Genomic DNA, 25,595 nt, shown 5'->3' with positions numbered 1-25,595 from the left:
AGCTGGAGGTTAATGAGCGTGATAGTATTAGCAGGAACGATTGGGGCAGGAAAATCTAGTTTGACAGCGATGTTGGCCAAACGGTTAAACAGTCAAGCCTTCTATGAATCCATTGATGATAATGAGGTGTTGCCATTATTTTATGCCAACCCTGAACAATATGCTTTTTTACTACAAATTTATTTTTTGAATCGTCGTTTTGATAGTATCAAACAGGCGATGAAGGATGATGATAATGTTTTGGATCGTTCAATCTATGAAGATTCACTACTGTTTCATTTAAATGCCGATTTAGGTCGGGCAACGGAAACTGAAGTCAAGGTCTACGACGAATTATTGGCCAACATGATGGAAGAACTGCCCTTTGCTTCAGAAAAGAAGCACCCAGACTTATTGGTTCACATCAAAGTCTCCTTTAAGACGATGCTGGAACGAATTCAAAAGCGGGGCCGAGAATACGAACAGCTGGAGTTTGATCCCAGCTTGTATGATTATTATGAAGAATTAAATCGCCGCTATGATTCATGGTACGACAACTACAATGAAAGTCCTAAAATTCAAATTGATGGCGACCGCCATAATTTTGTGGAGGACCCTCAAGCGCAGGAATTTGTGATGCGCTTAGTGGAGGAAAAGTTGGCGGAGATTCGCGGGAATGTTGTGATTTAAGATCGCTGAAACTGGATTGTTTTTTTATATAAGAGCAAAAAACAAGATGGCCTGAAGAAAAAGGCTATCTTGTTTTTTTTTACTCATTATAAATATAGTTTTTTATATAGTTGACTTCCTCGTATGGAATTGCAACAGAGTAGAAAGTTTCTATAGGTAAAAAAGCTTCTTTAAATTTTTGATAGAAGGTCTGATCGAAATCAGCTTGTTGGTCTGTTGATTCGATTTCTTCATCAATCGTACGAATTAATCTTTCAATCATGCAGCATGTATGGATGTACAATCCAAAGCTAGTGTTGATTGGGAGAGTAAATTTTAAAATATTTTGGATATCATCAATTGCTTTTGTAACCAGTGAGAGGAGTTTCACGGGGTTTAAAATAGTTAATTCATTAACCAAATTAGTCAATGCAAATTCATTTAAGAGATTTTTACTTAATAGACGCAGTTCCTTATCGGTAAAAATATCAGATAATACATAGCTTAAAAAAGATAAAGAATTATTTGCAATTAAATCTCCAATTGAAATAAATGGTATATGAGAAATATTTGGATCAAGGGTACCAATAATAAATTTTATCTCATTATTTTCTAGAAATGACTGTGAAAGGCCAACTGTTGCCAATTCATTATAGTTGATAGTGTGGACGGATAACTTAGAATTTTCAGGAAAGGCTTTTTCTAAGATTTGTTTTATTTTTTTATCTGTTTCTGGACCGGCAGCCGAAGAACAGAGAATAGTATTATTTTTAGTGCTTTTTTGGACAATCTGCGTCTGAAAAGCTGATGCTGCTTCATGAGCATTACTTTCAATTAATGTGATATGACTCTTTTGCAACAAATCATTGCCAATCGTGAGACCGACAGGTGGATTTATTGTGTCAATAAACAGGATGTTTGAATGAATTTCAGTGAGATTATCCTTCAGACTTGCCAAACTCCCCATATCGGACATGATAACTATCGTTTCTGCAGTTTTTTTAGAACTAAGCCATTTCTCTAAATAGAGCAAGGCCTCTTTTGAATTTGCGTCTAAAGGGAGGTTGATACTATCAAAAAGATAACTATTCAATAATTGATTGATAGTCTTTGCTATTTCTGTTGCCACAGATTTTCCATGGGCCATAATCAAGCCGATAAAATCATTTTGTGTACTGCTTATTGAGAAAATCTCGATATAGCTTAACAAACAGAGTTTAGCTACTTCTAAGATTAATGTATTTGGGAAATTTAAACGATCAGCTAAAACAGTTGATAATTGGAGCTGCTTGTTTAGTTGGATATCCAGTTTTATTATTACATCTTGAAAAAATGATTGCTTCACCTCAATCTCATCTGAGACCTCATTGTAAAGCCGATCCAAGATATAGAGCAATTTATGGAAATCTTCATTAGTTTCAGCGAAAGAATAGAAACTGCTGTCGTCCATCTCAAACTGTTGGTTGAAAATTTTTTTTGATTGCTGAATCCAGTCAGTTGGCTTCGAAGCCACAGGTACAGGAGAATTTTCTAAATATATTTTAAAAAGCTCCCAGTTTTTCTTAAAGAATAGATTTAACTGTTGTCGATCGGAAGGCTCGTTTATTTCTAAGCAATTCAGCTCAAGTTCCTTCACCAAAGTAGTCCAAGGAGAAAAGATTTGTGCAACGGCAACTAAATCCGTGGCTCCTCGATAAGTTAGTGGGCGGAAGGAGTCTTGTGGTATTGACTCTTGATGGGTACTTATTAAATCACTTAAGTCGATATTAATCTGTTTTTCAGACGATGCAAAACTCTCCTTAGCAATTGCTAGACGCAGGATATTTTTAAACTCGCCAATATTTCCTGCAAATGTCGCTTTTAGTAGATATTCAATAAGTTGGTTACTAATTTTAATTTCTTTATTTACCTTTTGCTCTTCTCTTTGAATTAGATTTGAGATTAAGGAAAGTTTTTCATGATGAGTTCGTTCAGCTAAGCTAGGTACTGTTAAAATCACTGGAATTCTTCTTAAAAATGTGGTTAAAAAGTTATCGCTAGGATATTCCGTAGTCGCAAAGAGGAATCTGACCTCAGCTGTATGCCATTTTTCGTTGTCTCCCAATCGATGATATTTTTTTGTATCCATAAATTGGAATAATTTTTCCTGACAAGAAGGAGTCAGACAATGAATCTCATCCAAAAAAAGATAGCCTTGATTCGCTTCTTCGATAATTCCTGCAGTGTCCTTATATGCACCAGTATAAGCTCCTTTGACAAAGCCAAATAAATTGGCTAAAAACAACTCTGGATTATTTGCGTACTCACTACAATTGATATGGATAAATGGTGCAGTGACCTTTATTTGCCCTTCATATTTGGAATATTGATAAATTTTTTCGGCCAAAAATGTTTTTCCTGTGCCAGACTCTCCCACCAACATAATTGGCAAACCTTGTTTGGAATACGCTGCAGCAGCTTTGCATTGGAAAATAATGTTTGCCAAACTATATGCATGACCAATTACCTCTGAAAAAGGATCTTGATTATGAGTTTGGAGATTCCGTTTTAATTCCTCTAGGGTATCGAATTCTGTTTTAAGTAATAAGTTGTTAAAAGCTAATTCTATTTTTTTCTTAGGGAAAAAAAGGACGGGTCGAGAATTGATTTTAATAGCGAGATTATCTTTGACTAGCTGATTCAAATAGCTAGAAGCCCGATTCCTGCTTATAGATAATTCTTGGGCTAAGATATTGGCATCTAAGTTATCGACGAACGACGCATCGAAATATTTTTCTAAAATAGTTAGTATTTGATCTTCCATTGGATGTATCCCCTTTCAAAATTTATGCTAACACATCTATAGTAAAGCGTAAATAGTGTCCAAAAAAAGATTTAGTGTCCATTGAGGTGGCGATTACACTGCAATAAAAGGTGTTTGGGAGTTGGCATGCTTCTTGCTTATATATAATCAAATAAGGAAATTGGAGGAAAAATTTATGACAGTTGTAGGAGCAAGAGTTGATAATCGATTGCTACATGGAATTGTGGCCACTCAGTGGGCACCGCAATCGGGTGCTAGCCGAGTAATGGTAATCAATGATGATGTGGCTAACGATCCAATTTTAAAAGAGAGTATGAAATTAGCTAGACCGAGTGGTATGGCAATCTCAATCATTACTGAGGAAACAGCGTTAGCAAATTTTAAAGCTGGCAAATATGATAATCAAAAAGTATTTGTAATTGCTAAAACACCTGAGATATTTTTGAATATCTTGGAAATTCCTATTACCATTCCGGAATTAGTTTTAGGGGGCACAGTTGTTTCCGAAAAAGAAGATAGCATCAAGGCTTCGAAAAGAGCTTACGTCGAGCAAGAACAAATTTCGACATATAAAAAAATATTGGAAAAAGGTACGAATATTTTAGTTAAGTTTGTTCCATCAGATAAAGACATCAAGTTGAGTTCATTATTATAAGAAAGGATGAGGACATATGGAATTATCAATACTTCAAATTATCTTAATTACTTTGCTGGCGTATGTGAAAGTGATTGAGTGGGGGACTACTCAGATAACTGCTTTTAACACAGTAATCTATGGCTTTTTGACAGGTTTAATCTTAGGTGATGTTAGTACAGGGTTAGCAGTAGGGGCAACCTTACAACTAATGTCTTTAGGTGTTGTGGCTGTTGGAGGAGCATCCATGCCGGATTATCCCGTAGCAGCAATTATTACTACAACAATTGCGGTTACTACTGGTCAAGGAATTGCTGCCGGTCTAGCTTTGGGACTACCTGTAGGAATGTTAGGTGTTCAGCTGGATATTATTTGGAAATTATTTAATGGTTTTATTACGAGAAAAGCGATGGAGTATGCAAGAAGAAAAGATTTCGGAAAAATGTTAAGAATTACTCTTGTATCGACATTTTCGATGGGCTTGACGGCTGCCGTTCCAGTCTTTTTATCAATTACATTAGGTGTTAGTGTCGTTAGTCAGCTGTTAGAATTCTTACCGGATTGGTTTACAAGTGGCTTACAAGTCGCTGGTGGAATGTTACCGGCTGTTGGTATTGCCATGCTGCTAATGTATATGCCTGTTAAGAAACTATGGAGTTATTTAGCAATCGGCTTTGTCTTATCAGCTTATCTAGGAACACCGGTCCTAGGTGTTGCAATCATCGGAGCAGCTTTAGCATTTGAATTTTATAAAAGAGTTATTAATAGTAGTGGAGATAATCAACAAGTGATAGGAGTTGACATGGAAGATGAATAATCCAAATACAAACGGTGTGTTAACAAAAAAAGATTTAAAAAAGGTTGGTAATCGCTGGTTTATCGGAGTTTCAACTTTCAACTATGAAACTCAGATGGCGCCTAGTGTAGTATATGCACTTTTTCCAGCATTAAGAAAAATTTATGACAATGATGATGACTTACTAGAATCAATTGAAAACCATTATAAATACTTCAATACGCATCCCTGGATTGCTAATATTGTACTAGGTGCTGCACTAGCAGTTGAAGATGAGGGGAAATTGAACAGTTTGGAAGCCGTTCAAGATTTGAAAGTTGGTTTGATGGGACCTTTGGCTGGAATTGGTGATACTATTATCTGGGCAATGCTACCAACTATACTTGGTTCTATTGCAGCCTCTATGGCCCAAGAAGGTAGCCCGATTGGTGTCTTTATCTGGGTGTTAATTTACGGCTTGTCTTTATTTATTCGTCCTAGCTTGTATGAATTTGGTTATAAACAAGGAGCCAAGTTAATCACGCAGATGGGGAGTCAACTAAGTGCTTTTACCGATGCAATTTCTGTTCTCGGATTAGCTGTAGTTGGAGCGATTATTCCTACTACGATTAAACTCTCTACGGGTTTTGTATTTAAAAATGGAGATGTTGAACTTGAACTGCAGTCAATGCTGGACCAAATACTACCAGCTTTACTTCCGGTTCTCTTAGTAGGGCTAATCTATTTCTTAATGTCTAAAAAACATATTAAAATGACGACGATTATTCTGTTGGTAATAGCAGTTGCTTTGTTGGGAGCTTTTTTAGGGGTATTTACAGTTTAAGAGGAGAGATGTCATCTGATAGAAGTAGCAATTAAAAAAATATCAATTAACCCAACCGGTTATAAAGTTTATATGCCAGGTTATCCTCGACTGCAAGAGGCGCAAGGGATACATGATGATCCTGAAGCAGTTATGTTACTATTAAAATCAAATGGTACTGAAATTCTTTTTGTCAGTGTAGACGTGGTCATTGTCACAAAAGATCGAGCAGACAAGTTAAGAGAATTAATTTCTCGCAAAAATAAAATTCCCATGAATCAGATTTTTGTTGAAGCAACTCATACACATTCAGGGCCAAGTGGTTTTGATACGATGATAAAGATTCCAGACGACAATGAAAATAGTTGCTTTTTTACTTGGTCGATTAAAAAAATCCAAGAATCTGTTAATCAATTACGAGAGAATCTACAACAGGTATCTGCGGAAATATGTGAAACAACCAGTCAAGGGTTCTATAGCAATCGAATAGACGCAAGAAAAAAGTATAATAATAAAATATGGATTCTAAATTTTATCAATTCTGAAGATAAAATTATAGCAGGTATGCTAAATATAAATGTGCATTCAACTGTAGTTGGTCCAGAAAATACTTGGATTTCCAAGGATTTGATTGGCAGTATCAGAGAAACCTGTTATCAAGAACTCGGTGTACTTTATTATGCTTTTCCAGGAGCTTGTGGGGATGTCTCAAATCGGCATAACCGGCAAGGGAATGATTTCGCTGAATTAAGTCGAGTGGTAAAAGGAATCACAAGCCAAATTATAGATGCGAAGGATTTCAAAAAGATTACGATGGATTATCAGCAGATCCAGGCATTTTCTTACATCATCGATTATGATAATCAAACTAACTTTCCAGCTTATCATGAGTCCTTAACTAGGATTGACAGCATTCTAAATGCGCCAGAGACACTTAGCTTTGATGAAATTAAACTGAAAAAATCTGAAAAGAGTGCCCTTGAAAGTAAATTAATGACAAAGCATGTGCATATGGACGTAGAGATGGTGAAGATTGATTTTGGGGAGATTATCTTAATAACCTTTCCGGGGGAATTGTCTTCAAAATTAGGCGAGATAGTAGCAGATAGTTATACTCCTGAAATCGCGCTAATTCTCGGGTATACAAATGATTTTCACATGTATTTTATGGAGAAGGAATTATACGGAAAAACATACGAGACAATCGCTTCGTTGGTTCCTGAAGGTGAACCAGAAAAAATAGTTGAAAGGATGTCCAAAATATGAGGAAATTTTTAATAGCCACCCACCGGAGTATGGCTGAGGGTATTAAGGATACAGTCAATTTTTTTACTGGGTCAACTTATGATATTAGTGCTTTATCGGCATATATGGATAACAATGAATTACAGTCTGATGAAATCAACGATTTCATTCCACTATCTGCAGATGATGAATTAGTCATTTTTACGGATATTGCTTCAGGCAGCGTGACCCAAAAGTTTTATCCTTATCTAAAACAAGAAAATATTTTTTTGGTAAGTGGGATTAACTTGCCGATAGTCCTGTCAATCGTGTTAGCTACAGATCAAAAGTTAAGTTATCAAAAAATTGACGAATTGATTCGAGAAGCAAAGGACCAGATTGTACAAATTAAGTTAGAAGAAACTGTAAATATCGATGATGAGTAAAGATTGTTTTGTTATGTACAAAAGGAGTGAAGTGCTTTGAAAATTAACGAAATTATTACGAAATTAAAAGGGTATTACTCTGGAATTGATTTTAATGGTCAAATAATAGATGAAGAGACAACTAGAGACAAAGTTCTATTTGGCTCCGAAAAAATAGACATAGAATGCACTGGGATTGTAACATGCTGCTGGGCTTCAGCAGAGGTAATTAAAAAAGCTGGTGAATTGAATGCCAATTTAATAATTTGTCATGAAGCTCTTTTCTGGAATCATGGAGATCGTACTGACTGGCTCAAAGAGAACGAAACATATCTCGAAAAGAAACAATTATTAGAAGAAAACAAGATTGTGGTATGGCGTAATCATGATTATATTCATTCAGGTTTTCCTCTAAATGGGGCAGGGTATGTGGACGGAATTTTTTATGGCTTAGCCAAGAAACTAGGCTGGGAAAGTTATATTCAAGAGGACAAAAAATTAGTCACAAGTTTTTTGTTACCTGAAACGACTGTCGAAGAAGTTGCCAACGATTTTATTCAAAAACTTAATTTAAATGGGGCAAAGATAATCGGAAACTCTAAGACGAAGGTGAGCAAGACCTTCATTTGTGCCCATGTAATGGGGGAGCACGATCGTGAACTAATCACTCTGGCTGAAAAAGAAAAAATTGAGCTACTAATTGCGTTGGAACTAATAGATTATACTTTAACTGAAAACATCCATGACCGTAGCTTTCTTAATCAAGATAAAGCAATTTTAACTGTCGGCCACTTCAACACTGAAGAAGTTGGTATGGAATATATGCTTGAATATCTCGATGAGGCTCTAGGTGAAAAAGTCCCAGCTCATTTTATTCAATCGGGAGACATGTACACCTATATCACGCCTTAGGAAAAAATAAAGAATCAGAAAGAGCCAGTAAAACTATAGGGCTCTTTCTTTTTTGTATAAAGTGCCCCTCTCCTTTATAATTGAACTTGAGGTGAAAAAAGTGGAAAAACGCCGTCAATTCAATCAAGGCAAAAGCAATTGGATTCAAATCAGCAGTCACAATTCAGATACGATTACCGATTTAAAGGAAAAATACCAGCTCACCGATGAAATTTTGGCATATGCGCTGGACCGCCATGAGCAAGGGCGAGTGGAATATGATGGCGATGAGGCTACTTTATTGGTAGTCTTCAATGTCCCCTTTAAAAAACAACCGGACAATCATTATATGACAAAGCCAATCACTTTTATTTTAAAAGAAGAAAATATTTTCACCTTCACAATGAAGGAAAACGAGTTTATCGTACCGATGATTGAAGGCATTTTGCATCAACATCCCGATCAAAGCATCTACAGCTTGCTGTTTCACAGTCTCTTGTCGATTAGTGAAAGCTATTTTCCGCTACTGGAGGAAATCACGGCCCAGCGGATTTTATTAAATGATCGCTTGCGGAACCATACCACTAATAAAAATTTGATTGCCTTGTCAGATCTTTCTGTAGGGCTGGTCTATTTAGTGACGGCCACTAAACAAAATGCGATGCTCTTGGAATCCATCAAAACGTTGGAGGTCTATCGCAAAATGAAGGCCAATGAAAAAGAAGAACTGGATGATGCGCTAGTCGAAGCCAAGCAGGCCGACAGCATGGCGCAAATGGCGGCCGACATCCTGCGTCAGCTTTCCAGCACTTACAATAATTTATTGAATAATAATTTGAACGACACCATGAAATTGTTAACGGTCTGGTCTTTACTACTGACTATTCCGACAATTGTCACCGGCTTTTTCGGCATGAACATGGACCTGCCTTTTACTAATTCAGCCTTTAGCTGGGGAATTGTGGTGGTTATCAGTTTAGGACTATCCCTGTGGCTACTGATTATTTTGTGGCGGCGGATAAAATAGAGACTTAAAATAAGGTTTAATCAGAATGGTTAAATTAAAAAGCAGCCTTTCTAAAGTAGGCAGACAGTTCAACAGGTAGCTTAAGTTAACCTGCTGAAGCTGATGCTCCTTTAGAGAAGTTGCTTTTTAATCCTCAATTAGCAAACCTAACCCAGCAGCAATGACGATAGCATGCTCTTGGTTGACCTTCAAGCCTTTCAAAAGTTCTTGAGATAACGCAATTTTTTGAAAAGAATTGCTGGAGAAATCAAGGCCACTGAGCTTTGTTCGAAACCAGTTGCTGTCGTCAAGGTTGCAGTTAATTAATTTTAAATGCTGCCAAGTGCTTTCGAAAAATTCACTTTGCGGCAGCTGACAATTTTCAAAGGTGACAACTTTCAAATTGGTACTGCTAAAGCTGCTGAAATCTCCCAGACAATCATCAAAGAGGCAGTCGCGGAAATAACTATCGGCAAAATTAGTGCCGGTCAGCTTGCAGTTTTTAAAAAGAACTCGATGAAAGCTGCCGCCAAACATTTCGGCATTGGAAAAATCACAGTGGTCAAAGATGGTATTGCTGATATCCAGATGATCCAATCGGGTTTTGTGGAAAATCACATGGTCCAAATGACTGCTTCTGACCGCAATATTATCGGCGGTTTGATAGCTGATATCCTGACTGTTAAATTGTAAATTTTCAAACAGCGCTTCTTCCTCCACATCAAAGAAACCTTCTGTGAGGGCGGGCAACTCAGGCAGCGCCGGATTATTTTTCTTCATTTGTTTTCGCTCCAATAAATTTTTTGCTCGTTTAAAATTTGCGGTACAAGGTTTGTTGATGAAATACCCAATAGCCGACAAAGATTTCTTTGACTTTACAGGTGATAAAGGTGGCGAAGGGGCGAACTGCTGTAAAACCAACTGCCGCCAGTAGCGCTGCTAAAATTAGCCGCCACAAAGCAAAAGCTTGCAGGTGCATGACATCAGCTAAAACAACTAGCAGTGGCGATGCGATAAATGTAGCCACAACCACCCACAACGAAAAGATAATTGCCACCAAGCCAACCGCAAAACCAAATAAAACCACATCAAGAAATAGTAAACCAACCAAAGCAAGACCATTTATTCTCATAGAGATACTCCTTATTTTGTTTTCTATTTTATTAGTATCCCTTAGAAAACTAAAAATGGCAACGGGACTTTGGTCGGAGAATAATATTACTAACATCTGATCCAAGCTAAAAAATTTATTGAGACGAAAATAAAATCTTTTCTATTTTTCACAATAAAATGATATAATCTAATATAGAAAATGCCCTACTGGTCTTGTATGCGAGGTCATTTAAATGAATATTTTTAATTCAGTAAATATGCTACTCCTATTCTTTACAATTCTGTTTATGTCGTTAGTTTTTTTTGGTTGTTACTATTGTTTGGTTAGTGATACACTACGTGAGAAAAAAGCGAAATGGGTTTTTTTAAAAATTCTTGAATTATATAACAATACTTTGCTTTTTTTTAGAAGAAAAAAGTAGCTCATTAACATCTCTTTTAAACTTTCATTTTGCATCTTAATTTCACAAGGATATACCGTGCATTTCGTAAATAAACAAGTACTGTAGGAGCGTAGAATGAAAGAAAATAGCCTTTCAGATGAGTAAGTCGTAATTACTCATCTGGAGGCTATTTTTTCTGAAAAACCTTATAAAGGTAGCTTGATAATTAATTGAAGTTAGTATCTGACTTTGACTGGTAGTATTTGATTAAAATCCAATTAAAAAAGTAATCTCATATTCTTTTTTGTTCTCATAAAAAATATTATCCATTTACTTTTTCATTAGTAAAACAAATAATTTGATATTTTCTTAACTCTTAAGAATCTCCTCCTATCCATAATTTCCTCACGGTGCTATAGATCTTTGGAAATCTAGGACTTTTTCTTACTTAAGTAAAAACTTAAGTATAATGATCATAATCACAAACTATTTCACACCCAATATAAGATTTTTTCAGACTGAGGGCTACTCCTCAATACTATTCTATTAGGATTTGTAAAAAAAAACAACTAATTTCCAAAATAAAATCCTCTTGACATCCTTTCTAAAAGTCTGTATACTGTAAAAGTTGAGAAATAAAAGCAGAAGCCCCGCTTCTCGCCTTAGTTGACAGTGTCACTGGGCTAGATAGAAATTTTCCTGAGGTAACTCAGTTTAATTTGTACGGGCGTGTTCTGAAAAAGGACGCGTTTTTTTGTGTCTTGATTTGTTTCTCTCAATATATTCGGAGGTGAATGACCATAGCAAAGGATATGATGGTTAACGACGGCATTCGTGCTAGAGAATTACGATTGATCGGTGCAGACGGCGAACAATTAGGCGTTAAAACTAAAGCAGAAGCTTTATCAATTGCTGAAGCAGCCAACTTGGACTTAGTTTTAGTCGCTCCAACCGCAAAACCACCAGTTGCACGAATTATGGATTACGGGAAATTCCGCTTTGAACAACAGAAAAAAGATCGTGAAGCTCGTAAGAAACAAAAAGTGATCAGCGTAAAAGAAGTTCGTTTAAGTCCGACAATTGATGTCAATGACTTCAACACAAAACTTCGTAATGCACGGAAATTCTTAGAAAAAGGCGATAAAGTGAAAGCTTCAATCCGTTTCAAAGGCCGTGCCATTACCCACAAAGAAATTGGTCAAAAAGTTCTTGATCGCTTAGCTGAAGAAACTGCAGACATTGCTACAGTTGAGCAAAAAGCGAAAATGGATGGACGCAGCATGTTTCTAACGCTGGCACCGAAAAACGAAAAGTAAGCATAACCGGTGAAAAATTCACCGATGAAAGATTTTGAGGAGGAAATTAGTCATGCCAAAACAAAAAACCCACCGCGGATTAGCAAAACGTGTTAAACGTACTGGTAATGGCGGTTTGAAAAGATTCCGCGCGTTTACTAGTCACCGTTTTCACGGAAAAACTAAGAAACAACGTCGCCAACTTCGCAAAGCAAGTATGGTATCTCGTGGCGATTACCGTCGTATTCGTCAACAATTAGCAAGATTAAAATAAGAGCCTTACTTGGCTTCAAGAAAACAAAAATTTATCTAGCTTCACCGCTGCTTGTCAGTCGTTGTGAAGGTTTTAAAAATTAGGAGGAATTAACCATGGCACGTGTTAAAGGTGGAACTGTAACTCGTAAACGCCGTAAAAAAATCCTTAAGTTAGCAAAAGGATATTACGGATCAAAACACACTTTATTTAAAACAGCTAAAGAACAAGTAATGAATTCATACAACTACGCATACCGCGATCGTCGTCAAAAGAAACGCGACTTCCGCAAATTGTGGATTGCCCGCATCAACGCGGCAGCTCGTATGAACGGCTTGAGCTATTCTAAATTAATGCACGGTTTGAAATTGGCAGAGATTGATATCAACCGCAAAATGTTAGCAGACTTAGCAGTTAACGATGCATCAGCATTCACTGCGCTAGCTGACCAAGCTAAAACAGCTTTAGCAAAATAATATTTTAAACAATAAAAACTACCTCTCTTGGATGATTTTTTCAAGGGAGGTAGTTTTTTTGTTTGGTTAGAAGTATTGGAGGACGCTAGGATTTTTAATGGTTAGTTTTTGTTTTAAAATAAGCGGCTTAGATAAATAATCTATGCGGTCACTCCTCGTTAATCTTGATAATCAATCGGTTATTTAGAAACGGTGAAATTATTTCTAATAAAACTATCTTTGTTTTATTTCCGAATTGTGTTGAAATGTAAAAAAACAGGTTGGAAATTCATAAGTCTTTTTTAGAAAATTTCATTAAGATATAGGTAAAAGAAATCTGGGAGTGGGACAAATGCTATTAAAAAATGAAACCTTCTCTTTGAAAGTATCTAAAGAAGGGATTGTGAAATCTTTATACTTAAATAATGATGTTGAGAGGATGAATTGGGTTATTTCAGAGGATTATCTGCAGGAAGCAGGTTATTTTTCCTGTGATAAGCTATTTGGAAACTTTGAAATAAAAGTAGAAGATAAGTTTTATACCAATCAAAATCTACGACCAATCATCATGCAAGAGGCGCAAAAAATTAGTTGTCTTTATAATTTTGGCTCATTTTCTTTGTTAGTGACTTTCGATGTGTCGGAGGAAAGAAGCTTACTCCTTGATATTGAATTTAAGAATGAGGCACTTATTCCTTTGAAAATTCAGCATTTCAGCTTTTGGACCTCCTTTAGTTACATTATGTTTAGGGATAAAAATGTTTTAAGAAATGCTCAACATTCAGCGGCTATATTTTCTGGAATATCACCAGATTACAGCAAAATTGCGATAATGCGGCGCAGTCAAAAGAACACAAGTTTAGGAATGTATCAGTTGAAGGGTCAAACTTGTTCAGTCGGAAGCTATTGTGAATTTACAAATCGTTTTCTTGAGGATGTCTCACCGTCGTTGGATGGATTGCTGTATCATAAATTAATTTTAGCAGTGGATGAACATTTTCAACAGAATCCAAAAGATTGGATTTATTCAGGAAAAGTTATAGAAGTTATGCCAGAAGGAAGCTATAGCTGGCGTTACTCAATCAATGAGATTAACAACTTTAATGGATTTCAAGAAATGGGGCTATCTTTGGGGCATCCAATTATTGATTACCCTCCCTTTATTTTAAGAGGGAGCCCTTTATCTATTGATGTTTCTGGTAAAACGATAACGAATGTGTTTACTCGATGGAAAGACGACAAAGGATTACAAAACCGAATTTTAAATTTTGAATCGAATCGGATAATAGATAGTTTAGAAGAGTTAGGGGAGCATCAAATCTTGATTACGTTTGCGGATGGTAGCGAGGATCAAATAATCATGAATGTGATGGAGAACCTTGCTGAGATTGTAACGCAAAGAGTAGATTATTTGTGTAACGTCGCTTTTCAACCGGCCGATTCAGAGATGCCGTTTGCTTTTTTACCCGTGTCTAATCAAGGGGAATCCTTAGGGAAGCTGAGTCTAATTATAAAAAAAAATTTATTGGCAACTCCGGATTTTGAAGAGATAAAAAAGGTTGAGATGAGTGTTAACTATTATGTATTGCCGAAATGGTTTGAATCAGGGGATTTAAAAAAGCCACGCGATTTGTATGGTAAGTTTTATAGAGTCATGGATTTTGAATATTTAGCTCATGTACTCTATCTGTTGGCACTGTTACCGGCCGATTCACTGCACTTGCAGGATTCAGATACCTATTTATTATGGGCGGGTGAAATTTTAAATCAAAGAATAAATCCTTCCTTACATCATACGCTAAGAGAAAAAGAAGAAGCCGAAATGTTAGGTGTTTATTTCCTTTATATTGAGGATTTAATTTCAGAATTAATAAAAAGAGGTTTCCCTTTAGGAGAGCAGCTAGCAAAATTATGGCAGAATAATTTGTTTTTGATTTTAGAGGAAAAGCAGAATCTGAAAGCTGCGATGACAGAACATTATTTTGATAATGCTGGTTTTGCTCCTGCAGCGGCGGCATTATGTAATGCCGGCTATGTTTCTGAAGCGGAGGGGTATTGCGACTTACTATTGGCTAATATTGGTTTTAGCAATGATTTTCGAAGTCAAAATCCTGATCGTTGGTGGGAGAGTTTAGCGTATATGATTCATTCTTTATGGGGGGGAGTCAGTGCGGCAGCAGCTCTAGATGTGTTTTTAGCTACATTAAATCCTGAATACTTACTTGCTAGTTATCGGGCTTACGCAGCTGTTCTATATTGTTATGATAGTCACTCCACCACAACCACTCCTTTAAAAAAAGGACAAGCAGCATCAACATATGCTGTGGCTAATCCTTTAGATAACCGACCAGACCTCTCTCATAATCGTTTTGGACAAGAGGTTTTTGCGAAGGATGGTGGAATATTTTCGAAAATATTTGAACCAGATACCCAACAAACCAGTGACTGGGATATGGGAGAAGAGCTGGTCGGCTATCTGGATCGTTTTGGTCAGACTGCATATTGTTTTTTTGAAGGAGAAATCTTACATGTAGTGAACGGCTGTTATCAAGAAGAAGATGAATGCTATCGTATTTCTTCATGGGCTCCATATCCTAAAGAAATAAAGTTCCTAAAAGGACAACATTTATTCTCTCTAGAGGGAAATGGCAGAGAGGCAATTTTACCAAAACCCTCATTAAAAAAAGAGGCAAATCTATGACTACCTATCAAAGTCCGGAATGAGCCTTTCGATAAGCCAAAGGGGAAAGCGAATATTTTCCCTTAAAGCAAAGAGAAAAATAAGCCGCACTTTGAAACCCGCATTTTTGGGCAATCTCTGAAACAGAAGAGTTTGTTTTAATCAACAGACCAGCTGCTTTTTCTAGACGGTAGTTAGATAAATATTCTAATGGGGTACACTGAAAAACTTGTTTCATACAACGAATCAGATAATTCTCATGAAAATGGAAATGGCTCGCTAAAGAATGATTAGTAATGCTGGTATTATAGTTTTCTTTTAGGAAAAGTTCGATATTTTCAGCTAGTTCAATCCCGCTAGTTTTTGAATAACTTTGTTCCTCCAAAACTTTCAATAATTGTGAAAAGCGTTTTTGATTATCCCAAAAAACGATTGATTTTTTTTCACCTTTTGTACCGAGTAACAGCCTATCCAACAAATTATAAATGTAATTTGAATCAGACAATTTTTGATTTTTCCTAAGATGTAGGGTGTAGTCTTCATTGTGATAATGAAGATCAGGCATAAAAATATTAGAACTTAAGTCAACAGGATAATCAGACATTTCCCAGTGTCCATCATAATGAAAATGCAGCCAATAGAAATTAGTATCCTCTTGACAAGGTTGCGTTGCATAATGGTTGGAAAAAGGCGATAAAATAAGCATATCGCCTTTGCTGACAGTATAATCTTGCTGGTCTTCGGTGAGGAAAAGCTGTCCCTTAATAACGAAAATCAAATCAAAGTAAGGAAGATGATTTCGCTTAGGGTGACTGTGACCTGCATTGTATCGCGTGAGATTACCTTCAATAAAAGTAGGAAAAGGAGGTACTATTAAAGACAAGATATTTTTTTCTTTCATTTTTATTTATTCCTCCCTATAGTGTGAAATTTTATAAATTAAGTTTAAATATCTATAAAAAATAAAAGCGATTACATTATATAATATATATAAATAAAGAGGGTTTTGCAAACGGAATATCATCAACAGAAAGGACACAAACCAATGCTTAACGGGAAAATTAAGGTAGAAAAGAAACGAATTATTAGTCATATTGATAACCGTTTATATGGGTCATTTATCGAACACATGGGAAGAGCTGTATATGGTGGGATTTATGATCCTCAACATGATTCGGCAGATCCGGATGGGTTTAGGGAAGATGTAAAAAAATTAGTTAGAGAATTGAACGTACCGCTAATTCGTTACCCAGGGGGGAATTTCTTGTCGGGCTATAATTGGGAGGATGGCATCGGTCCCCGTAATCAAAGACCAACTCGTTTAGATTTAGCTTGGGAAACAATTGAAACAAATGAAGTAGGATTGCACGAGTTCATGAAATGGGCTAATGAAGTTAATGCTGAAGTCATGATGGGTGTTAATTTGGGTACTAGAGGCATTGACGCTGCTAGAAACTTAGTTGAGTATTGTAATTTTCCTAAAGGTACCTATTATAGTGATTTAAGAAGAAAAAATGGTCAGGAGTCCCCTTATGCAATCAAAACTTGGTGCTTGGGAAATGAAATGGACGGTCCTTGGCAAATTGGTGCAAAAACTGCCGAAGAATATGGACGTTTAGCTTGTGAAACAGCTAAAGTGATGAAATTAGTTGATGAGAAGATTGAATTAGTAGTTTGTGGTAGTTCAACTAGTTCAATGGCGACCTTTGGTTCATGGGAGGAAACAGTTTTAGACCACACATATGAACATGTCGATTATCTTTCATTGCATATGTATTATGGAAATTCAGAAAATGACATAAAAAATTATTTAGCTAAATCATTGGATATGGATCAGTTCATCAAAGGTGTCGTAGCCATTTGCGATTCAATTAAGGCGAAAAAGCATAGTAAAAAGACGATTAATCTATCCTTCGATGAGTGGAATATTTGGTACCACACTTTGGATTCTGATAAACAAATTGAAAAATGGCAAAAAGCTAGACCAGTTTTAGAAGACATCTACAATTTTGAGGATGCTTTAGTTTTAGGTTGTTTACTAATTACTTTATTAAAAAATAGTAACCGTGTGAAGATTGCCTGTCTGGCACAGTTGGTGAATGTTATTGCGCCAATTATGACTGAAACAGGTGGTGCAAGCTGGCGGCAAAGTACCTTCTATCCCTTCCAACAAGTAGCAACTTTTGCGCGTGGATCAGTTTTGGAAACTGAAGTGATTGCTGATAAATATGACAGCCTAGATTTTACTGATGTTCCTTATTTAGAAAGTGTCGTCGTGGAAAACTCAGAAGCTGGAGAGTTAGTTATTTATGCAGTTAATCGTTCGGAAACAGAAAGCTTAGAGTTGTCAATGGACTTAGCAAACTATCAGCTTCAGCAAGTTATTGAGTTTCAGTCAATGCAGGGACATGATTTAAAACAGACAAATACTAAATCTATTGGAGATGTTAAACCTAAAAATAGCGAAGCAATTACGATTGTTAATCAGCAAACCGTTACAGCTAGATTAGCACCATTATCATGGAATATGATCCGAGTGAAAATTTAAAAAGATACAAATACAATAGTTGATTGATGAGGAGGGGTGACTATGAAAAAGACTAAGAGGAGGACTCTTAAAGGGTTGCTGTATTCACAGAAAGTTGCACCTTATGTTTTTATATTACCGTTTGTTTTAACATTTCTGCTATTTTGGCTGACACCAATCATTCGCTCTGGAATTATGAGTTTTCAGAATATTTTAATGACAGATAAATGGGTTGGATGGGCAAATTACAGTAAATTACTCAACGACAAGACATTTTTGCTAGCTATTGAAAATAGTCTTATTTACACCGTTCTAACAATTGTTGTTTTGATTCCTATCCCATTATTTTTAGCTACTTTGATTAATTCAAAATTGCTTGGTTCACGCTTTAAAAATATTTTTAAGTCCTCATTATTTGTTCCGGCTCTGACATCTGTAGTTGTTGCTGGTACCATCTTTCGGTTGATTTTTGGAGAAAGAGATTCTTCTCTAATGAATGAATTAATTAGCCTACTTGGCTTGGCACCGATTAAGTGGTTAAAAAATCGTGCAACAGCAATGTTTGCCTTAGTCCTGTTGGCTTCTTGGAAATGGATTGGTGTGAATACAATGTATTTTCTATCCGGGCTTCAAAGCATCTCTGAAGATTATTATGAGGCGGCTTCAATTGATGGCGCTACCAAATGGCAAGGGTTCTCAAAAATCACCTTGCCAATGTTGAAACCAACGATGGTTTATGTCTTGACTATCAGTATCTATGGCGGCTTATCTATGTTTAATGAGTCTTATGTTTTGTGGGCGGGCAAAGCTTCACCGAATAATATCGGTCTAACAATCGTTCGCTATTTATATCAACAGGGAATTGAAAAAAATCAGATGGGCTATGCCTCAGCGGTTGGAATTGTCCTATTAATTTTAGTTTTAGGGATCAATCTGATTCAGCTAACAGCCACCGGTATGTTTAAAAAGGAGGAGAGGTAGGATGGATGGTGCCAAAAGGAAAAAGAATGTGACAAAATTCCCTAAAATCATTGCCTACCTGTTTAGTTTTACTTTAATTGTGGTTATTTTGATTCCTTTGTGGGCAATTTTTGTCGGGACGTTTCAAGATGGTACTTTATTGGTTAGAAATGGCTTAAATTTAACTCTCGACTTTGCAACAGCCAATTTGGAAAATTATAAGCTGCTTTTTACTAACTCAGGAGATTACTTCACTTGGTTTTTTAACAGTATTTTACTAACTGTCGTTCAGGTCTTAGGGACATTATTTATCAGCTCCTTTGTTGCTTATGGATTTGCAGCATACAATTTTCGGTTCAAGAATGTCCTGTTTATCTGCGTTCTGATTATTATGTCTGTCCCTTTCGAAATGGTCATGTTACCACTATACTCGCAAATGAATCAAATGGGTCTGAGTGACACTTACACAGCAATCTTACTGCCATTTCTGGCCCATGCCTCAACAATATTTTTCTTCCGCCAGTACTTGAGGGGAATCCCATTAGAGATAGTTGAATCAGCCCGGGTAGATGGTGCTACAGAATACGGAATCTTTTTCAGAATTATCGTGCCGATTATGAAGCCATCATTTGCAGCGATGGCAATTTTAAATGGGATGAATAGTTGGAATAATTTTCTCTGGCCACTGTTAGTCTTAAGATCATCACAAAAATATACTTTACCAATTGGGTTAAATACTCTAGTCACTCCATACGGAAATAATTACGATTTATTGATTGTGGGAGCCTTTTTCTCGGTCATCCCGATTCTAATCCTGTTCCTTTGCTTCCAGAAATATTTTATTGAAGGTATGACAGCTGGTGCTGTAAAAGGTTAATAAAAAGTGAGTTAACGAGGAGGAAAAAACATGAAAAACAAATGGAAATTGGCAGTCGTAGGTCTTTTAGGGGTAAGCTTGTTATCGGCGTGTGGCGGTAGTGACAGCGCTGGGTCATCTTCCAGTACATCGGCGACTACTGAAGATGGAGCGACAGTGTTGGAGTACTGGACTTTTACTGAACTACATCAAGAATTTTTTGAAACAATGGAAGAAAAATGGAATGATGAAAATCCCGACAATTTGATTTCAATCAATGCCCAAGTACTACCGTATGAGGACATGCACAACAAATTACAAATTGCCTTGTCTGACAATCAAGGGACACCAGACTTTGTAGATATTGAAGTTGGAAAATTTTCCAATTTTACTCGAGGCGATAATGTTGGATTAATGGATTTAACTGATGTAGCGGCTCCTTACCGAGAAGATATTGTGGAATCCAGAATGCAATTGTATACTAAAGATGACCACTTGTACGGTTTGCCGACCCATGTTGGAACTACTGTCGCCTTTTACAATACTGAATTATTAGCAGCAGCAGATATTGATTATGCAACAATTGAAACATGGGCAGACTATCAAGCTGCTGGTGAAGCATATTATGAGGCCACCGGAAATTATTTAGGGACAGCAGATACTGGAGCATTGTGGCAACTAAATTTATTAACTGTTCAAAATGGTGGCGATTATGTGGATGAGGCTGGTGATTTAACGATTGATAGTGCAGCGGTGAAAGCAGGACTAGATACAATTGTTGAATTGAGGGATGCAAATGCAACAGCAACAGTTCCTGGCGGAAATCCAGACACTGAAGAAGCTTTCGGAGCCTTTAATGATGGCGAATATGCAACAGCAATTATGCCATTATGGCAAATGTCCCGTTATTTGGAATATATGCCGGACTTAGCAGGGAAAATTGCAATTGCTCCTGTTCCGCAAGTAGCTGCTGGTGATCAAGTTACAGTTGGTGGCGGTGGTACTGGTACGGCAGTCATTGCCGACAAAGCTAATTCAGAATTAGCTGCTGAATTCATTGCATATGCTAAACTTTCAGTGGAAGGAAATATTGAAATTTGGAATCAACTAGGCTTTGATCCTTGTAATATGAGTGTATGGGAAGATGAGACAGTTACCCATAATCCAGACAATAAATTTGTAGAATATTTTGCAAATAACCCATTTGACATCTTGAATGAAATGAAGGATGGCATTAAAGGTTTGCATGCAGAAACAACACCTTATTATCCATTAATCAACACAGAATTTTCTAGTATTACGTTGAATGATGTGCTGGAAAGTGGGACTGATGTATCAGAAGCTTTGGCGACTGCCCAAGATTCTGTCGCAAACCAAGCAGATTAAACTAGCTAATTATTGAGGTTGTGACATTAGTTAGAACAGAGTCGAATTTTACCAACCATATCTAGTGAAAACCACTAGATATGGTTGGTTTGCGATGAAGACCTACTGGATCGCAGGAGCAAATATAATATAGTTCGGGATTTCATCTGTTAATAAGACTAAAGTCACAGGCTCAATAATTTTTAGAAAGAAGGGAAGGTTATGAAAAATAAAACAGTACTTCATTTTTTTGATTGGTTAGGGACTGCCCTACTAGTTAATTTATTAGTTTTGTTGACATCTTTTCCGTTGATTACTTTTGGGTCTGCGCTAAGTGGAGCAGCTGCTGTTTATCAACAGGTGGCAGAAGGCTCAAACTCAAATTTAGTTCGAACATTTTTCCATCATTTCCGAGAAAATTTTATTAGCAAACTTTTACTTACTAGCTTACTTTTTGTGAGTGTTTTTTTTGTAAGTTTCGACTTTTTCTTGCTTTCTCAATTACTAACAAATGATTTATTAGCAGTAATGTTGTACATGGCTTTAATCTTTAGTTTAATCATTCTTAGCTTGACATTTTTAAACTTATTTACAATAATCAATTTCACTCAAACAAGAAAAATTAAAGAGTTACTTTTCCAAAGCTTTTTTTTCACAATGGGGCGGCTAGGTGATTCTTTAAAAATAATCGTAGTCAGTGTTTTACCCTTTTTTATAATGCTAATTTCACCCTATTTTGGTGTTTTCTTATTCTTGGTTCTGGGATTTAGCTGTCCAGTATATCTTTCTTACTCAACTGTTAAGCGAGGAAAACAGTGGATTGTCATTTAATTAAAAAAACTGAAAAAATAATTTTGACAAAATTTGTTTTCAAACGGTTGAGAAGTAGATTTCGTTGTCCTTTTTAGTTCTTTCTAACTTATCATCGTTGTTGTAGCTGAAAATCGCAAAATGAGAAAGGAAATAGATCCTATGACGCATCCCCCCACCCTAACCCAAATCTTCCAACAAGCTGAAGCCATCTATACCTTCAAAGTCCAAAAGGAAATCAAAAACGGTCTTTCTGGCAGTTGGGTCTTTGAAACACAGGGGCGATTACCGGGAATTCTAAAAATTTCTGAGTATAGCAAAGCTAGAGCAGCTCACCTTAACTTTGAAACCAAGTGGACAGCATATCTGGCGGAAAATATGACAGGCGTCGCTAGACCAGTGCTGAGTTGTAATAAGCGGTTGGTTGAAACAATTACTACGGAGGATGGCAAAGAATATCTTTTATTTCTTCAAGAAAAGGCCGCTGGAAAATTGATTGACAGCGAAAATCCAGCTGAATTTAATCTACAATTGTTTGAAAATCTTGGAGCAGTGATGGGCGAGATGCATCAATTGACCCGGCACTATCCTGAAAATCAAGAGGATTTTAGCTTTGCTTGGAATGGTCCGCAGATTTGGCGCAGCAATATTCCGATTTTGGATAAGGCAGTCAGCCAGCGGGAGCAGGAGTTGATTCATCAACTAACTTGTTTGCCAAAGGAGTCGGCAATTTACGGGATTGTCCATTTTGATATTCATCCTGAAAATTTTTTGGTGGAGGAAACGCAGATTACGCTGATTGATTTTGATGCTTGCCAGTTTAATTGGTATGCGGCGGATATTGCGAGCACGTTATTTTTTATGGTTCAAACAGCAGCCGGGCCACAAAAAAGATTGGCTGAGGAAAAGCGTAGCGAATTTGCTGAACAATTTTTGATTGCTTATCTAAAAGGCTATTTAGAGAAAAAAACGATTGAGCCTGAATGGATCCGTCGGCTTGATTTGTTCATGAAATATCAGATGGTCGACGAGTATGTCGCTGCCCAGACCTTTTGGCAAAATGATGATCAGGCAGAACAACAGTGGTATTTACAATGGTTCAAAGGGCGTTTGTTGGATAATTTGTCATATGTCGAAATTGTTTTTGATAAGGTTGTTAATAATGTTTTTTCTGAGTAGTGTTGGAAAATATCTTTAAAATTCCAAGCTGAGCATGGATGAATTTACCAACCAATAACACAAGTAGTTTGAAATTTTTTTACTTGAAATATTAAGCGGGCAGATGGCTATAGATACTATGCCATCTGTTTTTTTATTTGTCTCAGACGCTCCATAAAAATGTTACACTTTTTTTCATTTTCAACCACTTTTCTTCCTAAAGGATTACTTAATATCTGTTCTGTATTAAAGACAGCATAGCAAAAGTTTGCTACCATTCTAGAAAAGGTGAATGTTAGGACGAGGGGAGAAATCTGAGTGTCAGAAAATAGAAGAAGTAGCGGGCCGCAGACAAAAGGCGGGAAAAAATGGCCGCTGATTATTGGTGGCGTTGTGATTGTGTTAGGTGTCGGGGGCTTTTTTGCTTATCGTGCTTATAGCAGCAGTCAAAATTTGCAGGCAGCGGAAACGACTGTCACCGAATTTACGGACAATTTGATAGCGGCTGATTATGAAGCACTGCCGGAATTATTAGTAACGGATGAAGCACAGAAAAGTGATTATAGCGATCAAGAAATTATCGATAAATATCAGGCCGTCTATGGCGGTGTTGGGGCGGAAAATCTTTCTGTGGAAAATCTTTCGGTGACTGCCAGCGATGAGGGGTATGATTTTACTTATGATTTAAGCATGACAACCTCTGTTGGAGAATTACAGAATTTAGCTTATTCTGGCACGGTCGTGTTAGAAGATGGCGGGGCTAAGATGATTTGGGCGCCGAGTCTAGTTTTTCCTGATATGAGCGGGCAGGATAAAGTCAGCGTGTCGGTGGATGAAGCGGTGCGTGGGGAAATCTTAGACCGCAATCAGCGGCAGTTGGCGGCTAATGGTCAGTTAAATGAGTTGGGTGTAGTCCCGGAAAACTTAGGTGAAGGGGATGAGCGCACGCAAAATATCGCTGCAATCGCAGAAAGATTTTCGTTGGAAGTGGCGACGATTGAAGCGGCTTTGGAGCAGGAATGGGTTCAGCCGGATTATTTTGTGCCGCTGAAGGTGGTGGACAGTGATTCTGGAAATTTACCGGAAGGTGCAGTTGCAGCGACTGAGGAATTGCCGGCCGGAGCAGACATTCGTTTGGTGGATGCGAGAACTTATCCTTTGGGGGAAGCAGCAGCCCATTTAATCGGTTATGTCGGACAAGTCACGGCGGAGGATTTAGAAAATGATCCGACGCTATCCAGCAATAGTGAAATTGGTCGGGCTGGTTTGGAGGCGACCTTTGATGAGGAGCTGCGGGGGCAAAATGGCGGCAGCATCACTATCACCGATGAAGAAGGCAATTTGAAAACGACTTTGGTGGAGGCAGAAAAAACTGATGGTCAGACAATTCATGTGACGATTGACAGTCAAGCGCAGCAAATTGCGTATGATGCATTGGAGGGTCAAGCGGGTTCGACGGTGGTGACGCAGCCGACGACTGGCGATTTAATCGTTTTGACGAGTTCGCCGAGCTTTAATCCTAATAAGATGAGTCAAGGGATTTCCCAAGCTGACTATGATGCCTACGCCAATAATCCTGAGCTGCCGTTTATCAGTCGCTTTGCTACTGGTTATGCACCGGGCTCGACCTTTAAGGTGATTACCTCAGCGATTGGTTTGGATAACGGCACGATTACGCCGGAGGAAGAAGTCAGCATTGAGGGCTTGAAATGGCAAAAAGATGCTTCTTGGGGGGATTATCAAGTGACACGGGTTTCTGATGTGGACCCGGTTAATCTTCGGAGCGCTTTAGTTTATTCTGATAATATTTACATGGCGCAGGAAACTTTAAAAATGGGTGAGGAGGCCTTTCGAGAGGGCCTGAATAAATTTATTTTCGGAGAAACTTTGGATGTGCCGATTGCGATGAATACCGCTCAGATTTCTAATGAAGACAGCTTTAATTCAGAAATTTTGCTGGCAGATACCGGTTACGGTCAAGGGGAGCTGCTGATTAATCCAATTCAGCAGGCAACGATGTATTCGGTTTTTGCAAATGACGGCACCTTAGTTTATCCGAGATTAATCGTAGATGCAGAAGTTAAGACCAAAGCCGATGTGGTATCGGCTGGAGCGGTGGCAACAATCGTCGAAGATATGCAGGCGGTTGTCTCTGACGCGAATGGCACGGCTCATTCACTAAGTAGTTTAGGCATTCCGTTGGCTGCTAAAACTGGGACGGCTGAAATTAAAGAAACGCAGGATGAATCTGGTCAGGAAAATAGTTTTCTTTTGGCCTTCAATCCCGAAAAGAAAAATTATCTGGCAATTTCAATGATGGAAAACAGCCAAGACACGACATCGGCTAAAAATACTGCACCAGCTTTGCTGCAGTATCTAAACGGCTTGTTGTAAACTTGTAAATAATCAAATGACCGCTCACTGTTAGCTAAAAACTAACAGCGAGCGGTCATTTTTTGTGACTGTAAATCTCTTCAAAAACAGAAATTTAGTTCACTTTTTCAAAATTGG

General features: G+C 37.4%; 23 protein-coding genes. 19 read left to right on the top strand and 4 right to left on the bottom strand.

Annotation, left to right across the window (positions count from 1 at the left end; all coding sequences use genetic code 11):
- The first annotated feature begins 12 nt into the window (after positions 1–12).
- Complete coding sequence (locus ACYSNU_RS15175) at positions 13–669, top strand: deoxynucleoside kinase (protein WP_461738038.1); 657 nt, start codon at positions 13–15, stop codon at positions 667–669.
- 79 nt (positions 670–748) lie between these two features.
- Here the strand turns inward: ACYSNU_RS15175 and ACYSNU_RS15170 are convergent, their stop codons facing one another.
- Entirely contained in the window at positions 749–3,451 is a 2,703-nt protein-coding gene (locus tag ACYSNU_RS15170; RefSeq protein WP_461738037.1) for a sigma 54-interacting transcriptional regulator, read from the bottom strand.
- 175 nt (positions 3,452–3,626) lie between these two features.
- On the opposite strand from ACYSNU_RS15170, the gene ACYSNU_RS15165 reads away from it, so the two are divergent.
- The 7 genes from ACYSNU_RS15165 (at position 3,627) to ACYSNU_RS15135 (ending at position 9,250) form a co-directional block, all read left to right on the top strand.
- Complete coding sequence (locus ACYSNU_RS15165; RefSeq protein ID WP_461738036.1) at positions 3,627–4,106, top strand: PTS system mannose/fructose/N-acetylgalactosamine-transporter subunit IIB; 480 nt, start codon at positions 3,627–3,629, stop codon at positions 4,104–4,106.
- 16 nt (positions 4,107–4,122) lie between these two features.
- Positions 4,123–4,902: a PTS mannose/fructose/sorbose/N-acetylgalactosamine transporter subunit IIC gene (locus ACYSNU_RS15160; RefSeq protein ID WP_461738035.1), complete on the top strand. Its 780-nt coding sequence runs from the start codon at positions 4,123–4,125 to the stop codon at positions 4,900–4,902.
- Entirely contained in the window at positions 4,895–5,704 is an 810-nt protein-coding gene (locus tag ACYSNU_RS15155) for a PTS system mannose/fructose/sorbose family transporter subunit IID (protein WP_461738034.1), read from the top strand. Before ACYSNU_RS15160 ends, ACYSNU_RS15155 begins: the two co-directional genes overlap by 8 nt.
- 72 nt (positions 5,705–5,776) lie before the next feature.
- Complete coding sequence (locus ACYSNU_RS15150) at positions 5,777–6,949, top strand: neutral/alkaline non-lysosomal ceramidase N-terminal domain-containing protein (RefSeq protein ID WP_461738033.1); 1,173 nt, start codon at positions 5,777–5,779, stop codon at positions 6,947–6,949.
- Positions 6,946–7,353, top strand: a complete 408-nt coding sequence (locus tag ACYSNU_RS15145; protein WP_461738032.1) for a PTS sugar transporter subunit IIA — start codon at positions 6,946–6,948, stop codon at positions 7,351–7,353. The genes ACYSNU_RS15150 and ACYSNU_RS15145 overlap by 4 nt, the downstream gene beginning before the upstream one ends.
- Before the next feature lie 36 nt (positions 7,354–7,389).
- Positions 7,390–8,244 (top strand): Nif3-like dinuclear metal center hexameric protein, encoded by an 855-nt coding sequence (locus ACYSNU_RS15140; protein ID WP_461738031.1) that lies wholly within the window; start codon positions 7,390–7,392, stop codon positions 8,242–8,244.
- A 100-nt stretch (positions 8,245–8,344) separates the two neighbouring features.
- Positions 8,345–9,250 carry a magnesium transporter CorA family protein gene (locus ACYSNU_RS15135; RefSeq protein WP_461738030.1) on the top strand — a complete coding sequence of 302 codons (906 nt, stop codon included), beginning with the start codon at positions 8,345–8,347 and terminating at the stop codon, positions 9,248–9,250.
- A 126-nt stretch (positions 9,251–9,376) separates the two neighbouring features.
- Here ACYSNU_RS15135 and ACYSNU_RS15130 read toward each other — a convergent pair whose 3' ends face one another.
- Together ACYSNU_RS15130 and ACYSNU_RS15125 are read right to left on the bottom strand one after the other, a co-directional pair.
- On the bottom strand, positions 9,377–10,009 hold the full coding sequence (locus ACYSNU_RS15130) for a pentapeptide repeat-containing protein (protein WP_461738029.1): 633 nt from the start codon (positions 10,007–10,009) through the stop codon (positions 9,377–9,379).
- A gap of 31 nt (positions 10,010–10,040) precedes the next feature.
- Positions 10,041–10,361 carry a hypothetical protein gene (locus ACYSNU_RS15125; protein WP_461738028.1) on the bottom strand — a complete coding sequence of 107 codons (321 nt, stop codon included), beginning with the start codon at positions 10,359–10,361 and terminating at the stop codon, positions 10,041–10,043.
- A gap of 1,158 nt (positions 10,362–11,519) precedes the next feature.
- Between ACYSNU_RS15125 and infC the strand changes: the two genes are divergently transcribed.
- From infC to ACYSNU_RS15105, 4 genes are all read left to right on the top strand, one after another.
- Positions 11,520–12,041, top strand: a complete 522-nt coding sequence (gene infC / locus ACYSNU_RS15120; RefSeq protein ID WP_265459772.1) for a translation initiation factor IF-3 — start codon at positions 11,520–11,522, stop codon at positions 12,039–12,041.
- 52 nt (positions 12,042–12,093) lie between these two features.
- A complete protein-coding gene (rpmI, locus tag ACYSNU_RS15115) occupies positions 12,094–12,294 on the top strand; it encodes a 50S ribosomal protein L35 (protein WP_461738027.1) in 201 nt (66 codons plus the stop codon).
- 95 nt (positions 12,295–12,389) lie between these two features.
- Entirely contained in the window at positions 12,390–12,749 is a 360-nt protein-coding gene (rplT, locus tag ACYSNU_RS15110) for a 50S ribosomal protein L20 (RefSeq protein ID WP_265459774.1), read from the top strand.
- Positions 12,750–13,080: 331 nt separating this feature from the next.
- On the top strand, positions 13,081–15,429 hold the full coding sequence (locus ACYSNU_RS15105) for a hypothetical protein (protein ID WP_461738026.1): 2,349 nt from the start codon (positions 13,081–13,083) through the stop codon (positions 15,427–15,429).
- A gap of 7 nt (positions 15,430–15,436) precedes the next feature.
- Here the strand turns inward: ACYSNU_RS15105 and ACYSNU_RS15100 are convergent, their stop codons facing one another.
- Positions 15,437–16,309 carry an AraC family transcriptional regulator gene (locus ACYSNU_RS15100; RefSeq protein WP_461738025.1) on the bottom strand — a complete coding sequence of 291 codons (873 nt, stop codon included), beginning with the start codon at positions 16,307–16,309 and terminating at the stop codon, positions 15,437–15,439.
- Positions 16,310–16,453: 144 nt separating this feature from the next.
- On the opposite strand from ACYSNU_RS15100, the gene arfA reads away from it, so the two are divergent.
- The 7 genes from arfA (at position 16,454) to pbp4 (ending at position 25,478) form a co-directional block, all read left to right on the top strand.
- On the top strand, positions 16,454–17,956 hold the full coding sequence (gene arfA / locus ACYSNU_RS15095; protein ID WP_461738024.1) for an arabinosylfuranosidase ArfA: 1,503 nt from the start codon (positions 16,454–16,456) through the stop codon (positions 17,954–17,956).
- A gap of 42 nt (positions 17,957–17,998) precedes the next feature.
- On the top strand, positions 17,999–18,916 hold the full coding sequence (locus tag ACYSNU_RS15090; RefSeq protein ID WP_461738023.1) for a carbohydrate ABC transporter permease: 918 nt from the start codon (positions 17,999–18,001) through the stop codon (positions 18,914–18,916).
- Position 18,917: 1 nt separating this feature from the next.
- Complete coding sequence (locus tag ACYSNU_RS15085) at positions 18,918–19,772, top strand: carbohydrate ABC transporter permease (RefSeq protein WP_461738022.1); 855 nt, start codon at positions 18,918–18,920, stop codon at positions 19,770–19,772.
- 30 nt (positions 19,773–19,802) lie between these two features.
- A complete protein-coding gene (locus ACYSNU_RS15080; protein ID WP_461738021.1) occupies positions 19,803–21,137 on the top strand; it encodes an ABC transporter substrate-binding protein in 1,335 nt (444 codons plus the stop codon).
- A gap of 201 nt (positions 21,138–21,338) precedes the next feature.
- Positions 21,339–21,947 (top strand): DUF624 domain-containing protein, encoded by a 609-nt coding sequence (locus ACYSNU_RS15075; RefSeq protein WP_461738020.1) that lies wholly within the window; start codon positions 21,339–21,341, stop codon positions 21,945–21,947.
- A gap of 141 nt (positions 21,948–22,088) precedes the next feature.
- Positions 22,089–23,105 carry a phosphotransferase enzyme family protein gene (locus tag ACYSNU_RS15070; RefSeq protein ID WP_461738019.1) on the top strand — a complete coding sequence of 339 codons (1,017 nt, stop codon included), beginning with the start codon at positions 22,089–22,091 and terminating at the stop codon, positions 23,103–23,105.
- A 297-nt stretch (positions 23,106–23,402) separates the two neighbouring features.
- Positions 23,403–25,478 carry a penicillin-binding protein PBP4(5) gene (gene pbp4, locus ACYSNU_RS15065; protein WP_461738018.1) on the top strand — a complete coding sequence of 692 codons (2,076 nt, stop codon included), beginning with the start codon at positions 23,403–23,405 and terminating at the stop codon, positions 25,476–25,478.
- Positions 25,479–25,595: the final 117 nt, after the last annotated feature.

This window comes from Enterococcus sp. LJL120, from assembly GCF_054871765.1.
Note: the sequence above shows the minus strand (reverse complement) of the source record. Positions and strands in the feature narration are given on the sequence as shown.

Coding starts and splice junctions, on each gene's coding strand:
- ACYSNU_RS15175 (WP_461738038.1), top strand. CDS start 13: ATGAGCGTGATAGTATTAGCAGGAACGATTGGGGCAGGAAAATCTAGT.
- ACYSNU_RS15170 (WP_461738037.1), bottom strand. CDS start 3,451: ATGGAAGATCAAATACTAACTATTTTAGAAAAATATTTCGATGCGTCG.
- ACYSNU_RS15165 (WP_461738036.1), top strand. CDS start 3,627: ATGACAGTTGTAGGAGCAAGAGTTGATAATCGATTGCTACATGGAATT.
- ACYSNU_RS15160 (WP_461738035.1), top strand. CDS start 4,123: ATGGAATTATCAATACTTCAAATTATCTTAATTACTTTGCTGGCGTAT.
- ACYSNU_RS15155 (WP_461738034.1), top strand. CDS start 4,895: ATGAATAATCCAAATACAAACGGTGTGTTAACAAAAAAAGATTTAAAA.
- ACYSNU_RS15150 (WP_461738033.1), top strand. CDS start 5,777: ATGCCAGGTTATCCTCGACTGCAAGAGGCGCAAGGGATACATGATGAT.
- ACYSNU_RS15145 (WP_461738032.1), top strand. CDS start 6,946: ATGAGGAAATTTTTAATAGCCACCCACCGGAGTATGGCTGAGGGTATT.
- ACYSNU_RS15130 (WP_461738029.1), bottom strand. CDS start 10,009: ATGAAGAAAAATAATCCGGCGCTGCCTGAGTTGCCCGCCCTCACAGAA.
- ACYSNU_RS15125 (WP_461738028.1), bottom strand. CDS start 10,361: ATGAGAATAAATGGTCTTGCTTTGGTTGGTTTACTATTTCTTGATGTG.
- infC (WP_265459772.1), top strand. CDS start 11,520: ATGACCATAGCAAAGGATATGATGGTTAACGACGGCATTCGTGCTAGA.
- rpmI (WP_461738027.1), top strand. CDS start 12,094: ATGCCAAAACAAAAAACCCACCGCGGATTAGCAAAACGTGTTAAACGT.
- rplT (WP_265459774.1), top strand. CDS start 12,390: ATGGCACGTGTTAAAGGTGGAACTGTAACTCGTAAACGCCGTAAAAAA.
- ACYSNU_RS15105 (WP_461738026.1), top strand. CDS start 13,081: ATGCTATTAAAAAATGAAACCTTCTCTTTGAAAGTATCTAAAGAAGGG.
- ACYSNU_RS15100 (WP_461738025.1), bottom strand. CDS start 16,309: ATGAAAGAAAAAAATATCTTGTCTTTAATAGTACCTCCTTTTCCTACT.
- arfA (WP_461738024.1), top strand. CDS start 16,454: ATGCTTAACGGGAAAATTAAGGTAGAAAAGAAACGAATTATTAGTCAT.
- ACYSNU_RS15090 (WP_461738023.1), top strand. CDS start 17,999: ATGAAAAAGACTAAGAGGAGGACTCTTAAAGGGTTGCTGTATTCACAG.
- ACYSNU_RS15085 (WP_461738022.1), top strand. CDS start 18,918: ATGGATGGTGCCAAAAGGAAAAAGAATGTGACAAAATTCCCTAAAATC.
- ACYSNU_RS15080 (WP_461738021.1), top strand. CDS start 19,803: ATGAAAAACAAATGGAAATTGGCAGTCGTAGGTCTTTTAGGGGTAAGC.
- ACYSNU_RS15075 (WP_461738020.1), top strand. CDS start 21,339: ATGAAAAATAAAACAGTACTTCATTTTTTTGATTGGTTAGGGACTGCC.
- ACYSNU_RS15070 (WP_461738019.1), top strand. CDS start 22,089: ATGACGCATCCCCCCACCCTAACCCAAATCTTCCAACAAGCTGAAGCC.